This is a genomic window from Frigoribacterium sp. 2355 (assembly GCF_054060695.1).
In genome coordinates this window covers 468,320-483,379 of record NZ_JBSSDL010000001.1, presented here as the reverse complement: position 1 = coordinate 483,379, position 15,060 = coordinate 468,320, and the positions used below count along the sequence as shown (strand labels likewise).

The window sequence follows — 15,060 nt, the reverse complement described above, 5'->3', positions numbered from 1 at the left end:
CCCCTAAGCTGGACGGGTGTCCACACGTCTCTCCCAGCTCTTCGTCCGCACCCTCCGAGAAGACCCCTCCGACGCCGAGGTGACCAGCCACCGGCTGCTCGTCCGTGCGGGGTACATCCGCCGTCAGGCACCGGGGGTCTTCGCCTGGCTGCCGCTCGGCCTGCGCGTCAAGGCGAAGATCGAGGCGGTCATCCGTGACGAGATGCAGGCCGCCGGTGCCCAAGAGGTGCACTTCCCCGCCTTGCTGCCTCGCGAGCCCTACGAGGCCACCGGGCGGTGGACCGAGTACGGCGACGGCATGTTCCGCTTGAAGGACAGGAAGGACGCCGACTACCTGCTGGCCCCCACGCACGAGGAAGCCTTCACCCTGTTGGTGAAGGACCTCTACTCGTCCTACAAGGACCTCCCGCTGACCCTGTTCCAGATCCAGGACAAGTACCGCGACGAGGCTCGACCCCGAGCCGGCCTGCTGCGCGGCCGCGAGTTCACCATGAAGGACGCCTACTCGTTCGACGCGTCCGACGCCGGCCTGGACGACAGCTACCAGAAGCAGCGCGACGCCTACGAGCGCATCTTCACGCGGCTCGGCCTCGAGTACGTCATCGTCAAGGCGGATGCCGGGGCCATGGGCGGTTCGCGCAGCGAGGAGTTCCTGCACCCCACCGCCATCGGCGAGGACACCTTCGTCCGCTCGGCGGGCGGCTACACCGCCAACGTCGAGGCCTTCACGACGATCGTCCCCGACACGGTCCCGCCCGAGGGCCTGGCCCCCTCCCGACGCCTGGCCCCGGCCGACACGCCGACCATCGACTCGCTGGTCGCCCAGCTCAACGCCGACGAGGCCCGCGACTCCGGCCCCTGGACGGCTGCCGACACGCTCAAGAACGTCGTCGTCGCCCTCAGCCACCTCGACGGACGCCGCGAGCTCGTCGTGGTCGGCCTGCCGGGTGACCGAGAAGTCGACATGAAGCGGCTCGAGGTCGCCTTCGCCCCGGCCGAGGTCGAGGCCGCCGGCGACGCCGACTTCGCGAAAAACCCCCTGCTGGTCCGCGGCTACCTCGGCCCCCAGGTGCTCGGCGGCGAGTCCGACTCGGGCATCCGCTACTTCGTCGACCCGCGCGTGGTCGAGGGCTCGGCCTGGGTGACCGGGGCGAACGAGAAGGGCGTGCACGTCGCCGACCTCGTCATGGGCCGCGACTTCACCGCGGACGGCACCATCGAGGCCGCGCAGGTCCGCGAGGGCGACCCCGCGCCCGACGGTTCCGGCCCCATCGAGACCGCCCGCGGCATGGAGATCGGCCACGTCTTCCAGCTCGGCCGCAAGTACGCCGAGGCGCTCGGCCTCAAGGTGCTCGACGAGAACGGCAAGCAGGTCACGGTCACGATGGGCTCGTACGGCATCGGCGTCACGCGCATCCTCGCGGTGATCGCCGAGGCGAACAACGACGCCAAGGGCCTGGTCTGGCCTGCCAACGTCGCCCCCTTCGACGTCCACGTCGTGGCCACGGGCAAGGACCCCGTGGTCTACGAGGTCGCCGAGAAACTCACCGCCGACCTCGAGGCCCACCGTCTCGACGTCCTCTACGACGACCGACCCAAGGTCTCGCCCGGCGTCAAGTTCGGCGACGCCGAACTCCTCGGCGTGCCGCAGATCGTCGTCGTCGGCCGTTCGGCCGGCGAGGGCGTCGTCGAGCTCTGGGACCGCCGCACGGGCGAGCGCACGCCGGTCCCCGTGGCCGAGGCCGTCGCGACCCTGACGGCTCCGCGAGCGTCCTGAGCGCCGGCACCGCGCCTCCTCGTCCCGGTCGTGGCGACCCCGAGGAGGCGCGGTGTCGAGCTCGCGGACGGTCCGCCGTCCACCCCGCTCTCGGGTACCGTAGGGGGATGCTGCGCGCGCCATCGTGCGTGCAGCCTGCAGATCTGAATAGTGGAGGCCCTCAGTGGACATCGACCTGAGCGTGCTGCGTCTCATGGAGCGCGAGCGTGAAATCCCCTTCGACGAACTCGTGCGCATCATCGAGCAGGCCATCCTCACGGCCTACCTCAAGCACACGAACCAGCCCGAGAGCCGCATCCCGGTCGCTCGCGTCGAACTCGACCGCAAGACCGGGCACGTCTCGGTCTTCGCCATCGAACGCGACGACGAGGGCGAGGTCGTGGGCGAGTCCGTCGACAGCCCCAGCGACTTCGGCCGCATCGCGGCCTTCGCGGCCAAGCAGGTCATCAACCAGCGCCTGCGCGACATCGGTGACGACAAGGTGCTCGGCCAGTTCAAGGGCCGCGAGGGCGACATCGTCGCGGGCGTGATCCAGCAGGGGCCCAACCCCCGCATGATCCACGTCGACCTCGGCACCGTCGAGGCGATCCTCCCGCCCGAGGAGCAGGTGCCGGGTGAGAAGTACGCCCACGGCTCGCGCATCCGCGTGTACGTCACGGGTGTCAGCAAGGGTACCAAGGGGCCGCAGATCACGGTCTCGCGCACCCACCCGTCGCTCGTGCGCAAGCTCTTCGCCCTCGAGGTGCCCGAGATCGCCAGCGGCGTCGTCGAGATCGTCTCCCTGGCCCGCGAGGCTGGCCACCGCACCAAGATGGCCGTCCGTGCGACCGAGCCCGGCGTCAACGCCAAGGGTGCCTGCATCGGCGAGATGGGGCAGCGCGTCCGCGCCGTCACCACCGAGCTCAACGACGAGAAGATCGACATCGTCGACTACTCGAGCGACCTCCCCACCTTCGTCGCCAGCGCCCTGTCGCCGGCCAAGGTGTCGTCGGCCTTCGTGATCGACGCGTCCACCAAGGCCGTCCGGGCACTCGTCCCCGACTACCAGCTGTCGCTCGCCATCGGCAAGGAGGGCCAGAACGCCCGCCTCGCCGCGAAGCTCACGGGCGCGCGGATCGACATCCAGCCCGACAGCATCCTCGAAGACGACTGAGTGGATGTCGATCCGCGCGCCGGGTCGACGACGCGCCAGCGTCGGCGGCCCGGTCACGGGAATGACCCATCCAGCCCGACAGCATCCTCGAAGACGACTGATCGCCCCGACGAGAACCCGGGTGGCCGAGGGCGACCGGCGCACCGCGCCGTTCGCCCTCGGCGTCTCCCGTCCGACGACCCGAGGGGGTAAGGTGGAACCCGTCAGAACGTGCATCGGTACTCGAGCGCGCGCTCCACGATCCGCACTCGTGCGGGTCGTCGCCCGAAACGGACGTCTCGTGGTCGATCCGACCGCGACCCTTCCCGGGCGGGGTGCGTGGTTGACGCCGTCGATCGACGCGTTCGAGTCGGCAGTGAAGCGCAAGGCCTTCCGCCGTGCACTCCGCCTCGACTCCGAACCCGACGTCGACGAGCTCCGCGCCCACCTCACGCGGATCACCACTTCACGACCCATCGCCACGACAGAACAGGCTGAACGGCACATGGACAACTAATGAGCAACCACTAATGAGCGGCTCGAAATGAGACCCGTCCAGAACTAAGGCTCTTCCCGTCTCGGGAAGGGCCCGAGACAGGAGAACTGTGGCTAAACCACGCGTACACGAGATCGCCAGCGAGCTGGGGATCGACAGCAAGACCGCACTAGAGAAGCTCAAAGAGATGGGCGAGTTCGTCAAGGGACCGTCCTCCAGCGTCGAGCCTCCCGTCGCCCGCAAGCTGCGCCAGGCCTTCGCCGGTGCCGCGAAGCCCGCGACCCCCGCCGCCAAGGCCCCCTCGGCCGGTGCCGCCGCGCAGCCCGCGAGCTCGGCCCCCAAGCCCGGCGGTCCCCGTCCGGCAGCCCCCAAGCCTCCCGTCGCCGAGCCGACGCCCGCCCCCGTGGCGGCTGCCGAGCCCGACGTCGACGCGGCACCCGCACCCGTCGCCCCGCTGACGGTCGCCGAGCGCCAGGCCCAGGCCGAGGCACAGCGTGCCGCAGCAGCCGCCGCAGCCAAGGACGACGCGGCAGCTCCGGCCGACGACGCCGCCAAGCCCGGCGCCGCGGGTCCCAAGCCCGGCGGCCCGCGCCCCGGTGCCCCTCGTCCCGGCAACAACCCCTTCGCCAGCAACCAGGGCATGGGGCGCCCCAGTGCTCCTCGTCCCGGTGGCTCCGGTGCGGCCAGCAGCATGCCCCGTCCCGGCGGCGCCGCGGGCCCGCGCCCGCAGGCTCCCCGACCCGGTGCTCCTCGTCCGGGTGCTCCGCGTCCCGGCGTCGGTGCCGGCCCCCGTCCCAACGGCTTCGGTCAGCGTCCCGCCGGTGGCGGCGCGGGTCGTCCCGGTGGTGCCGGCGGTGGCTTCCAGCGTCCCGGTGCCGGTGCCCCCGGCGCGGCCGGTGGCTTCCGTCCCGGCTTCAGCGGGCCCCGTCCCTCCGGTGGTGGCGGTCGAGGCCGCGGCCCCGGTGGCGGAACCGCCGGTGCGTTCGGTCGTGGTGGCGGCAAGAGCAAGGCACGCAAGTCGAAGCGGACGAAGAGGGCCGAGTTCGAGATGCGGTCGGCCCCGTCGCTGGGTGGCGTCAGCGTCCCCCGCGGCGACGGCAACACGATCGTCCGTCTGCGTCGTGGTGCGTCCATCAGCGACTTCGCCGACAAGATCGACGCGAGCCCCGGCAACCTGGTGACCGTCCTGTTCCACCTCGGTGAGATGGCGACGGCGACCGAGTCGCTCGACGAGGCCACCTTCCAGGTCCTCGGCGAAGAGCTGGGCTACAACATCCAGGTCGTCTCGCCCGAGGACGAAGACAAAGAGCTCCTCGAGGGCTTCGACATCGACCTCGAGCAAGAGCTCGAGGACGAGGACGAGTCCGTCCTGCAGATCCGCCCGCCGGTCGTCACGGTCATGGGCCACGTCGACCACGGAAAGACGCGTCTGCTCGACGCGATCCGCAACGCCAACGTGGTCGCCGGCGAGGCCGGTGGCATCACGCAGCACATCGGCGCCTACCAGGTGTGGGCTCCGCACGAGGGCGTCGAGCGCGCCATCACCTTCATCGACACCCCCGGTCACGAGGCGTTCACCGCCATGCGTGCCCGTGGTGCCCAGGTGACCGACATCGCGATCCTCGTGGTCGCGGCGGACGACGGCATCATGCCGCAGACCGTCGAGGCGTTGAACCACGCCCAGGCGGCCGGCGTGCCGATCGTCGTCGCGGTCAACAAGATCGACAAAGAGGGCGCGAACCCGGCGAAGGTGCGTCAGCAGCTCACCGAATACGGCCTCGTCGCCGAGGAATACGGCGGAGACGTCATGTTCGTCGACGTGTCGGCCCGTGACAACAAGAACATCGACGCCCTCCTCGAGGCCGTCTTGCTCACGGCCGACGCCGGTCTCGACCTGCGCGCCAACCCCGACAAGGACGCCCGTGGTGTCGCCATCGAGGCCCGTCTCGACAAGGGTCGCGGTGCCGTCGCGACGGTCCTGATCCAGTCGGGCACGCTGCGCGTCGGTGACGCCATCGTCGCCGGTACGGCCTACGGCCGCGTCCGCGCCATGGTCGACGAGAACGGCGACTCGGTCGACGAGGCCTACCCGAGCCGGCCCGTGCTGGTCCAGGGTCTGTCGAGCGTTCCCCGGGCCGGTGACACCTTCCTCGTCACCGAGGAGGACCGCACCGCCCGTCAGATCGCCGAGAAGCGCGAAGCCGTCGAGCGCAACGCCTCGCTGGCCAAGGCCCGCAAGCGCATCTCGCTCGAGGACTTCACCCGTGCTCTCGAAGAGGGCAAGGTCGAAGCCCTCAACATCATCATCAAGGGCGACGTGTCCGGTGCCGTCGAGGCGCTGGAAGAATCGTTGCTCAAGATCGAGGTGGACGACAGCGTGCAGCTGCGCATCATCCACCGCGGTGTGGGTGCCGTCACCGAGAGCGACGTCAACCTCGCCACGGTCGACAACGCGGTCATCATCGGGTTCAACGTGCGTCCCGACACGAAGGCTCGTGAGCGTGCTGCTCGCGAGGGTGTCGACGTCCGGTTCTACTCGGTCATCTACGCGGCCCTCGAGGACATCGAGAACTCGCTCAAGGGCATGCTCAAGCCCGAGTTCGAGGAGAAGCAGTCCGGTGTCGCCGAGATCCGCGAGATCTTCCGCTCGTCGAAGGTCGGCAACATCGCCGGTGTCATCGTGCGCTCGGGAACGATCACCCGCAACGCTCGTGCCCGCGTGATCCGCGAGGGCGTCGTCGTCGGCGACAACCTGGCGATCGACTCGCTGCGTCGCTTCAAGGACGACGTCACCGAGGTGCGGACGGACTTCGAGGCCGGCATCGGTCTCGGCAAGTTCAACGACATCCAGATCGGCGACGAGATCGAGACCATCGAGATGGTCGAGAAGCCCCGGGGCTGACCCGGCGTCGTCGCAGTACACGAGGCCCCGCTCCGACTACGGTCGGGGCGGGGCCTCACCCCTCTCGCCACGGCGGCGAGCAGCACGAACAGGAGTGAACAATGGTTGACGCGCAACGCGCCCGCAAGATGGCCGACCGCATCCACGAGATCATCGCGCGGCGTCTCGAACGCGGCATCAAGGACCCTCGACTCGGGTTCGTGACGATCACCGACGTCAAGGTGACGGGAGACCTGCAGCACGCCTCGGTCTTCTACACGGTCTACGGCACCGACGACGAACGGCGCGACACGGGTGCCGCCCTGAAGTCGGCGACCGGCATGTTGCGCAGCGAGGTGGGCAAGAACATCACCGCGCGGCTCACCCCGAGCCTCGAGTTCATCCTCGACGCACTCCCCGAGAACGCGGCTTCGATCGATCGTCTGCTGCAAGAAGCTCGCCAGCGCGACCACGAGAGCCAGACCATGGCCTCGTCGGCCGAGTACGCCGGCGACGCCGACCCGTACGTCAAGCCCCGCGACCTGGACGCGGACGACGACCTCGACGCGGACGACGACCTCGACGACGACCTGGCGATGGACGACGAGCTCGAGGCACCCGCCGCAGGCGAGTCGACCGAGCCCGACGGCTCGACCCGCTAGCCAAAGCACCCGTCAGGACGCCCCCGCCTCAGTCGGGGAGGCGATAGCCCTCGTCGGGCGACCCCGTGGCCAGACCGTCACGGAGCAGCCCGGCGAGGGCTCTCGCGCGTTGCACGTCGTCCGGCCAGACGGTCGCGATCTCGGCCGCCGTGACGGGGACGTCGCTGGCCCGCAGCTCGGCCAGGATCAATCCGCGCACCTGGCGGTCCGATCCCTCGAAGCGGGCCTGGGTCCGGAGGCGCGGCCCGGTGTGCGCAGGACGACCCGCCAGCACCCACGCGCACCGATCGACCAGCGGGCAGACGTCGCACTTCGGTGACCGCGCCGTGCAGACCAGGGCACCCAACTCCATGACGCCCGCGTTCGTGACCCGCGCCTCCTCGAGGTCGTCGGGCAGCTGCGACTCCATCAGGGGGAGGTCGCGCGAGGCCTTCGGCGCCCACGGTTCGGCAAGTCCCTCGACCGCACGGGCCAGGACCCGGCGGACGTTCGTGTCGACGACGGGGTGCCGGTGGCCGTAGGCGAAGACCGCGACGGCCCGTGCGGTGTAGTCGCCGATGCCGGGCAGTGCCAGGAGCGAGAGGACGTCCTCCGGCACGACCCCGTGGTGTCGCTCGGTGATGGCCACGGCGGCGGCGTGGAGGGCCAGGGCCCGACGCGGGTAGCCGAGGCGTTCCCAGGCGCGCACGGCCTCGGAGGCGGGCGACGCCGCCAGGTCGCGTGGCGTGGGCCAGCGGTCGAGCCACTGCTCGAGTCGTGGCACGACGCGGGCCACGGGGGTCTGCTGCAGCATGATCTCGCTGACCAGCGTGCCCCAGGCCGTGAAGCCGGGACGCCGCCACGGGAGGTCGCGACCGTTCTCGCGGAACCAGACGGCCACGGCGGGGGAGATGCTCACCGTACGAGCCTACGGCTCGTCGAGGGCGTGCCCGGCGAGGTCCCGGCCGTCGGGCGTACGGTGGCGGCATGACCACCCGATGGGCCCCTGCCAAGAAGGACACGCTGCGCGAACTCGCCACCGAGATCGTGCACAACTACGGGCGCGGACGCGTGCTCGTCGCGATCGACAGCGACGGAGGCGCGGGTGCGGCCGGTCTCGCCGACGACCTCCTCGAGGCCTTCCGCGAGCAGGGCCACGCGGCGTTCCGTGCCTCGCTCGCCGGCTTCGAGAAACGTCCCGACGCGGCGCCGCGCGACTCCGCTCCCGTGCTGGACGAGAGCCTGTTCCGTCGGGTCCTGGTCGAGCCGTTCCGGCTCGGCGGCAGTGCGGGCTGGGTCGAGCGGGCCTGGGACTCCGACGCCGACCGTTCCGTCGAGTCCGCCTGGGTCACCGGTCCGGCCGACGCGGTCCTGCTCGTCGACGGCACCGACCTCGCCCGCCCCGGCCTCGCGGGGCTGTGGCACTACCGCGTCTGGGTCACCGCCGACGATTCGCGACTCGACGCCCGGGCCAGGGCCTCGGCCGTCGTCGACAACTCCGACCGCGAGCACCCCCGTCGACGTTTCGACGACGCGTGCTGAGCGCGTCCCCGGCTTGGTCGCGGTCCTGCTGCGCTAACGTCGTCGGGTGAACAGCGGTCTCCTCCTCGTCGACAAGCCGCAGGGCATCACCAGCCACGACGTGGTCTCCCGGGTGCGGAAGGCCGCGGGCACGCGCAAGGTCGGCCACGCCGGCACGCTCGACCCGCTCGCCACGGGGTTGCTGGTCTTGGGCCTGAACTCGTCGACGCGCCTCCTGACCTTCCTGGTCGGCCTCGACAAGGGCTACGACGCCACCATCCGCCTCGGCGTCTCCACCACCAGCGACGACAGCGACGGCGAGGTCGTCTCGACGACCGCGGCCGGAGACGTCACCGACGACGCCGTCGACGCCGGCATCGCGCGACTGACCGGGCCGATCAGCCAGGTGCCCACCACGGTCAGCGCGATCAAGGTCGACGGCCGTCGCGCCTACGACCTCGCCCGTGCCGGGGTCGAGGTCGAGTTGAAGGCCCGCGACGTGACGATCTCCGAGTTCACCGTGCTCGAGCGACGCGACACCGTCGTCGACGGTGTGCCCGTGCGCGACCTCGACGTGCGGGTCTCGTGTTCGTCCGGCACCTACGTCCGGGCCCTCGCCCGCGACCTCGGAGCCGACCTCGGCGTCGGGGGACACCTGACCGCACTGCGTCGGACGCGGGTCGGGCCGTTCGACGTGAGCCGCGCCTCCGTCCTCAAGGGCATCGACGTCGCCCCGGCGCTGCTCCCTCCCGTCGACGTCGCCCGTACCCTCTTCCCCGAGTGGTCGATGACCGCTGCCGAGGCCGTCGACCTCGGGCACGGCAAGCGCGTGGCCGTCGAGCTGGCCGACACCCCGGGGCCCGTCGCCGCCGTCACCCCGGCGGGCGCCCTCGCCGGCCTGGTCTCTGTGCGGGGCGGGGCCGCCAAGCCCATCGTGAACTTCCCGACCGACGAGGTGCAGGCATGATCGAGTGGTTCACCTGGGTGCAGGTCGTGGTGGCCGTGGTGGCCGGCATCGTCTGCGTGATCGCCTGCTTCGCCAAGCGTCAGCCCGACGACATCACCGTCGGCACGGGTGCCGTCGTGCTGCTGCTCCTCTTGGTGCAGCTGGTCGTCGCGATCGTCGCGCCCTTCGTCGGCAACGGACCGACGGGCAACCTCGTCGAGTTCTACATCTACCTGGTCTCGGCCATCCTGCTGCCGCCCCTCGCGACGGTCTGGGCCCTCGTCGACCGGACGCGCTGGAGCAACCTCGTGCTGGCGACCTCGTCGTTCGCGATCGCGGTGATGGTCTACCGGATGTTCCAGATCTGGACCGTCCAGGGCCTCTGACCGACCCGGTCGGCGGTGGAGGCGTCGGAGTCCTATCCTTGACGAGATGGTCACTCAGAAGTCAACGCGCGCGGTCGGCCTCGGCCGGGTGCTCATCGCCGTGTACGCCCTCCTCGCCCTCGCCGCCACCGGTCGGTCGGTCTTCCAGATCGCGACCCAGTACTCCGAGGCTCCTCTGGCTTACACCCTGAGCGCGTTGTCGGCCGTCGTCTACATCGTCGCCACCGTGGCCCTCATCGGCCGTGGCCAGGGGTGGTACGCCGTGGCCTGGGCGACCATCAGCTTCGAGCTCGCCGGGGTCCTGATCATCGGTCTCGTGACCGTGCTCGACCCCGAACTCTTCCCGCACGACACCGTGTGGTCGTTCTTCGGTCGCGGGTACGGCTTCGTGCCGCTCGTCCTGCCCGTGCTCGGCATCCTGTGGCTGCGCCGGCAGGGCCGCGTGGCCCGGGCCGTCGACGCCTCGGAGGTCGACCGGGCGGGCGCCGACGGCGTGGGGGCCGGTGGGGTCCCTCGCGACCCGGGCACGACGAGGTAGCGCGCGTGCAGTTCTACGACCTGGTCGGCGACGTGCCGCCCGACTTCGGGCCGAGCGCCGTCACCATCGGCAAGTTCGACGGGGTCCACGTCGGGCACCGCGCCGTGATCGACATGCTCGAGGGGGTGGCGCGCGACGAGGGTCTCGTGTCCACCGTGGTCACGTTCGACCGGCACCCCTTGGCGGTCCTGCGACCCGACGACGTACCGACGGCTCTCGTCAGCAACCGTCAGAAGCGCGAGCTGCTCGACGAGGCCGGGGTCGCCGCGACCCTCATGCTCACCTTCGACGCCGAGCTGCGGGCGCTGACGCCCGACGAGTTCGTCGACCGCATCCTGGTCGGGGCCCTGCACGCCCGCGTCGTGTTCGTGGGTGACGACTTCCGGTTCGGCGTGCGCGGCAGCGGCACCGTCGACACCCTGCGCGGGCTCGGTGCCTCGCGCGGGTTCCGGGTCGTGTCGATCGACGACGTGAGACCGAGTGGCGGCCGCCGAGCGTCGTCCACCTGGATCCGCGAGCTGATGGACGCGGGTGACGTCCGTGAGGCCGGCGTCCTGCTCGGCCGCGAGCCGTCGGTGCGCGGCATCGTCGTCCACGGAGAACAGCGGGGCCGCGAGCTGGGGTTCCCGACGGCCAACCTGGCCCGCGACAGCGAGGGGTTCGTCCCGGCCGACGGCGTCTACGCCGCCCGGGTCTCGGTCGGCGACACGCTCTACCCGGCGGCCGTGTCGGTCGGCAACAACCCGACGTTCGAGGGGGTGCCGGCCAAGCAGGTCGAGGCGCACCTGCTCGACGTCTCGCTCGACCTCTACGGGCTCGAGGTCACCGTCCACTTCGTCGACTGGGTGCGCGGCAACGTGCGCTTCGAGGGGCTCGACGCCCTGATCGCGCACATCAGGGCCGACGTCGTCCGCACGCGCGAGATCCTGGGGCTGCCGATCGCCTGAGGCGTCTCGCGTCGAGCGCCGTGAGTAGATCGTCCGGAGCACGTCGACGGCGGGACGCCGAGCCGTGCGAGGGTGCGGCCCGACGGCCCCGAGGAGGCGCGGGTCACGTCGTCGACGTCACCCGCGCCTCCTCGGCCCGTCAGTACGACGTCGTGTCGTCGCCCGCGCCCGAGGCGCGGCCCGTCTCGAGGCGGTGCGCCAGGTCGGCGAGGATCGTGCCGCTGGCGCTCGTGCCGAAGCGCGTGACGCCGAGCTCGAGCATCTCGAGCACGGTGTCGAGGCCGCGCACGCCGCCCGAGGCCTTGACCTGCACCGAGTCGGAGACGGCCCCGCGCATGAGGCGCAGGTGCGGGAGCGTCGCCCCGCCACCGGCGAAGCCCGTGGACGTCTTGACGAAGGCGGCCCCGGCGCGCTCGGCGGCCGCCGAACCGGCGACGATCTGGTCGTCGTCGAGGTAGGCCGTCTCGAGGATGACCTTGACGAGCGTGTCGCCCGCCGCCTCGACCACGCCGCGCACGTCGGCCTCGACCTCGTCGGTCATGCCGCTGCGCAGCCAGCCGATGTTGACGACCATGTCGAGTTCGGCGGCGCCGTCGGCGATCGCCTGGCGCGACTCGGCGGCCTTGGCGGCCGTCGAGGTCGTGCCGTGGGGGAAGCCGATGACGGTGCCGACGAGCACGCCGGTGCCCTCGAGGCGCTCGACGGCGTGCGCGATGTCGGAGGGCCGGACGCAGACGCTGAAGACATGGTTCGCGGCGGCGTCGTCGAGGGCCGCGTCGACCTCGGCGCGGGTGAGCTCGGGCTTGAGGATCGCGTGGTCGATCATGCCGGCGACGGCGGAGACGGTGGGGAGCTGCTGGGTAGTCATGATGGGGTCCAGCGTAGCTTGGGCCCATGTCAGCGAACACTCCCGACGCCGAGCCGTCGAGCGCCCCCGTCACGAGCGACACCGACCACGCCGTGGCCTCCCGCCGGGTGCTCGTGACCGGGGCGACCGGGTACATCGGCGGGCGGTTGACGCCGCGGCTCGTGGCCGCCGGGGCGGACGTGCGGGTGCTCGTGCGATCGCCCGAGAAGCTGCGCGACGTGCCCTGGTCCGGCGACGTCGACGTGGTCCAGGGCGACCTGACCGACCCCGAGACGGTGCGTCCGGCCATGGAGGGCGTCGACGTCGTCTACTACCTCGCCCACGCGATGGGTGGCAAGGGCGACTTCGAGCGCGCCGAGGCCGACGCGGCGCACACCGTCGCCGACGCGGCGCGCGACGCGGGTGTCCGCCGGATCGTCTACCTCGGCGGACTGCACCCCGAGGGCGACCTGTCGAAGCACCTGCAGTCGCGCAAGGACGTCGGCGACGTCCTGCTGGCGAGCGGGGTCCCCACCGTCGCCCTGCAGGCCGGCGTCGTCATCGGCTCGGGCAGCGCCTCGTTCGAGATGGTGCGCCACCTGACGGACGTGCTGCCCTACATGCCGGCACCGAAGTGGGTCCGCAACTTCATCCAGCCGATCGCCGTCCGCGACGTGCTGCACTACCTGCTCGGGGCGGCCGACGTGCCCGACGACGTCAACCGCACCTTCGACATCGGCGGTCCCGACGTGCTCCGGTACGGGCAGATGATGAACGGGTACGCCCTCGAGGCCGGCCTCAAGCAGCGGCCGATCGCGTCCCTCCCCGTCTTCACCCCGTGGCTCGCCTCGCAGTGGGTCAACCTCGTCACCCCCGTGCCCCGCGCCCTCGCCGTGCCGATCATCGCGTCGCTGCAGTACGACTGCGTCGTGCGCGAGCACGACATCGACGCCGTCGTGCCCCCGCCCGCCGAGGGGCTGCTGCCCTACCGTCGCGCCGTCCGCCTCGCCCTGCAGCGTGAACAGGACGGCGACGTCGAGACCAGCTGGCAGGACTCGTCGGTCGCCGGCGCGCCGAGCGACCTGCTGCCGAGCGACCCCGACTGGTCCGGGCACATCGTCTACACCGACGACCGGCAGACCGACACCTCCGCTCCGGCCGCCGAGCTCTGGAAGGTGCTCGAGAGCATCGGCGGCGAGAACGGGTGGTACTCGTTCCCGCTGGCATGGTCGGCGCGCGGCTGGATGGACCGACTGGTCGGGGGAGTGGGCCTCCGTCGCGGCCGCCGCAGTGCGACCACCCTGCGCGTCGGGGACGCCCTCGACTGGTGGCGGGTCGAGAAGCTCGATCGCGGCCGCCTGCTGCGGCTCCGGGCCGAGATGAAGGTCCCCGGAGGCGCGTGGCTGGAACTCACGGTCGAGCCGCGTCCCGACGGCGGCTCCCACTACCGCCAACGCGCGGTGTTCTTCCCGCAGGGACTCGGCGGGCGCCTCTACTGGTTCGCGATCCTGCCGTTCCACGGCGTGATCTTCTCGGGCATGCTGCGGCGCATCACGGCGACGGCCGAGCGGGAGGCGGCCGCCCGGGCGACCGGCGAGCGGGCGGCCGGTGCCGCGGGCGGGGCCACGACCGACGCGACGGCCGTGGCGTGACCGACCCGCGCCTCCTCGTCCTGACGTCGTCGCCGGTGCCGCTGTACCCGGCGGGCGACGAGGCCATGTCGCCCGTGCCGTTGTGGCTCGGGGTGCTGTTCGGGGTGCTCGTCGTCGTGTCGTCGTTCGTGGTGCTGCTGCCGCGCGTCCGCCACGCGCTCGACCGCGTCTGGTCGAAGAGGCCGCGGCGCTTCCGACAGTGAGGTCGGGGCGGCGCGCACGCGCGCGCCGGTTCGCGGCTCCCAGCGGGTGATGGCACGATGGGGGCACTTCAGCAGACCACCAGGAGGTCGTGATGACACACCGAGAGACCGTCGCCTTCGTCGGCGACAGCTTGACCGAGAACGGCGACTGGGCGGCGTGGTTGCCCGACGAGCAGGTCGTCAACCTGGGCGTCGGGGGCGACACGGTCGCCGGCCTGACCGAACGGCTCCACGACGTCGTGGCCGCGAACCCCGACTCCGTCGTGCTCATGATCGGCACCAACGACTTCACCGCGCGACGCTCGGTCGAACAGGTGGTGCGCGGCATCGAGAACCTCATGGTGGCGATGCGTCGTGAACTGCCCGGCACGCGTCTGCTGTTGCAGTCGATCGCGCCGCGGGGGGCGGAGTTCGCACCCCGCCTCAAGGACGCCAACCGCCACCTCCGTCAGTTCTCCTCGACGGTCCGGGCGCAGTGGCTCGACCTCTGGCCCGCCCTCGCCGACGAATCCGGTGACGCGCTGCGACCCGAGTTCGCCGCCGACCACGTCCACCTCAGCGATGCCGGTTACCAGGCCTGGTTGGGCGAACTGCAGCCGGCTCTCGAGCGCCTGCGTGACGAGCCGCCGATGAGCCGTCCGATCAGCGTCCTCGACGTCGCCTACGACATCGAGTAGGCGGTGCCCACCCCCACCGCCCCCGCGTTCACGCGTCCGGCCCTGGCGCCCGGCCTGATCGCGGCCATCGCGCTGCTGGCCGGCACCGCGTTGCTCGGCTCGGACGTCTTCACCGTGTTCCGGTACGTGGTGTCGATCTTCGCCCTCATCGTCCTCGTCTTCGCCTACCGGGGGCGTGCCTGGTGGTCGCTGCCCCTGCTCGCCGCCGTGGCCGTCCTCTGGAACCCGGTGTTCGTGGTGCCCGTCCAGCCCGACCTCTGGCAGGGGCTGCAGTTCGTCGCCGCGGCGCTCATGATCGCCGTCGGGGTGCTCGTGAAGGTGCCGACCGCCGCCACGACGACCACGGGGGCGGCCCCGGTCCGAGGCCGCCGCTGACCGTCGTGGGCAGCGGATCCGCCGAGGTGCCTCCGACCCCG

At 71.4% G+C, this 15,060-nt stretch carries 16 protein-coding genes; 14 read left to right on the top strand and 2 right to left on the bottom strand.

Annotated elements, in window-relative coordinates:
• The first annotated feature begins 16 nt into the window (after positions 1 to 16).
• The 5 genes from ACVJ1F_RS02270 to rbfA all read left to right on the top strand — a co-directional run bounded on the left by ACVJ1F_RS02270 (position 17) and on the right by rbfA (position 6,948).
• Positions 17 to 1,777, top strand: a complete 1,761-nt coding sequence (locus ACVJ1F_RS02270; protein ID WP_456884416.1) for a proline--tRNA ligase — start codon at positions 17 to 19, stop codon at positions 1,775 to 1,777.
• A 163-nt stretch (positions 1,778 to 1,940) separates the two neighbouring features.
• On the top strand, positions 1,941 to 2,930 hold the full coding sequence (gene nusA / locus ACVJ1F_RS02265; protein ID WP_056045823.1) for a transcription termination factor NusA: 990 nt from the start codon (positions 1,941 to 1,943) through the stop codon (positions 2,928 to 2,930).
• Positions 2,931 to 2,934: 4 nt separating this feature from the next.
• Entirely contained in the window at positions 2,935 to 3,426 is a 492-nt protein-coding gene (locus ACVJ1F_RS02260) for a YlxR family protein (RefSeq protein WP_456884413.1), read from the top strand.
• 88 nt (positions 3,427 to 3,514) lie between these two features.
• The gene (infB, locus tag ACVJ1F_RS02255; protein ID WP_056045821.1) at positions 3,515 to 6,307 is read left to right on the top strand and encodes a translation initiation factor IF-2; all 2,793 of its coding nucleotides are present in this window, start codon (positions 3,515 to 3,517) and stop codon (positions 6,305 to 6,307) included.
• A gap of 101 nt (positions 6,308 to 6,408) precedes the next feature.
• Entirely contained in the window at positions 6,409 to 6,948 is a 540-nt protein-coding gene (gene rbfA, locus ACVJ1F_RS02250; protein WP_123570219.1) for a 30S ribosome-binding factor RbfA, read from the top strand.
• A 28-nt stretch (positions 6,949 to 6,976) separates the two neighbouring features.
• Here rbfA and ACVJ1F_RS02245 read toward each other — a convergent pair whose 3' ends face one another.
• Positions 6,977 to 7,846: an A/G-specific adenine glycosylase gene (locus ACVJ1F_RS02245; RefSeq protein WP_456884411.1), complete on the bottom strand. Its 870-nt coding sequence runs from the start codon at positions 7,844 to 7,846 to the stop codon at positions 6,977 to 6,979.
• Between the two features lie 68 nt (positions 7,847 to 7,914).
• Between ACVJ1F_RS02245 and ACVJ1F_RS02240 the strand changes: the two genes are divergently transcribed.
• From ACVJ1F_RS02240 to ACVJ1F_RS02220, 5 genes are read left to right on the top strand one after another with little or no spacing between them, the layout of a single operon-like run.
• Positions 7,915 to 8,469 carry a hypothetical protein gene (locus ACVJ1F_RS02240; RefSeq protein WP_456884409.1) on the top strand — a complete coding sequence of 185 codons (555 nt, stop codon included), beginning with the start codon at positions 7,915 to 7,917 and terminating at the stop codon, positions 8,467 to 8,469.
• Between the two features lie 46 nt (positions 8,470 to 8,515).
• On the top strand, positions 8,516 to 9,415 hold the full coding sequence (gene truB / locus ACVJ1F_RS02235; RefSeq protein ID WP_456884407.1) for a tRNA pseudouridine(55) synthase TruB: 900 nt from the start codon (positions 8,516 to 8,518) through the stop codon (positions 9,413 to 9,415).
• Positions 9,412 to 9,780 carry a hypothetical protein gene (locus ACVJ1F_RS02230; protein WP_456884405.1) on the top strand — a complete coding sequence of 123 codons (369 nt, stop codon included), beginning with the start codon at positions 9,412 to 9,414 and terminating at the stop codon, positions 9,778 to 9,780. Before truB ends, ACVJ1F_RS02230 begins: the two co-directional genes overlap by 4 nt.
• 46 nt (positions 9,781 to 9,826) lie before the next feature.
• Positions 9,827 to 10,318 (top strand): hypothetical protein, encoded by a 492-nt coding sequence (locus ACVJ1F_RS02225; RefSeq protein WP_456884404.1) that lies wholly within the window; start codon positions 9,827 to 9,829, stop codon positions 10,316 to 10,318.
• A gap of 5 nt (positions 10,319 to 10,323) precedes the next feature.
• Positions 10,324 to 11,265, top strand: a complete 942-nt coding sequence (locus ACVJ1F_RS02220; protein ID WP_456884402.1) for a bifunctional riboflavin kinase/FAD synthetase — start codon at positions 10,324 to 10,326, stop codon at positions 11,263 to 11,265.
• 139 nt (positions 11,266 to 11,404) lie between these two features.
• On the opposite strand, the gene deoC is transcribed toward ACVJ1F_RS02220, so the two are convergent.
• Positions 11,405 to 12,133 carry a deoxyribose-phosphate aldolase gene (gene deoC / locus ACVJ1F_RS02215; protein ID WP_456884400.1) on the bottom strand — a complete coding sequence of 243 codons (729 nt, stop codon included), beginning with the start codon at positions 12,131 to 12,133 and terminating at the stop codon, positions 11,405 to 11,407.
• Between the two features lie 26 nt (positions 12,134 to 12,159).
• Between deoC and ACVJ1F_RS02210 the strand changes: the two genes are divergently transcribed.
• From ACVJ1F_RS02210 to ACVJ1F_RS02195, 4 genes are all read left to right on the top strand, one after another.
• Positions 12,160 to 13,764 (top strand): SDR family oxidoreductase, encoded by a 1,605-nt coding sequence (locus ACVJ1F_RS02210; protein WP_456884398.1) that lies wholly within the window; start codon positions 12,160 to 12,162, stop codon positions 13,762 to 13,764.
• Positions 13,761 to 13,967 carry a hypothetical protein gene (locus ACVJ1F_RS02205; protein ID WP_159826405.1) on the top strand — a complete coding sequence of 69 codons (207 nt, stop codon included), beginning with the start codon at positions 13,761 to 13,763 and terminating at the stop codon, positions 13,965 to 13,967. Before ACVJ1F_RS02210 ends, ACVJ1F_RS02205 begins: the two co-directional genes overlap by 4 nt.
• Positions 13,968 to 14,059: 92 nt before the next feature.
• Positions 14,060 to 14,644, top strand: a complete 585-nt coding sequence (locus tag ACVJ1F_RS02200) for a GDSL-type esterase/lipase family protein (RefSeq protein ID WP_056045795.1) — start codon at positions 14,060 to 14,062, stop codon at positions 14,642 to 14,644.
• A gap of 3 nt (positions 14,645 to 14,647) precedes the next feature.
• Positions 14,648 to 15,019, top strand: coding sequence for a DUF6804 family protein (locus ACVJ1F_RS02195; protein ID WP_456884396.1), 372 nt, complete (start codon positions 14,648 to 14,650; stop codon positions 15,017 to 15,019).
• Positions 15,020 to 15,060 lie beyond the last annotated feature (41 nt).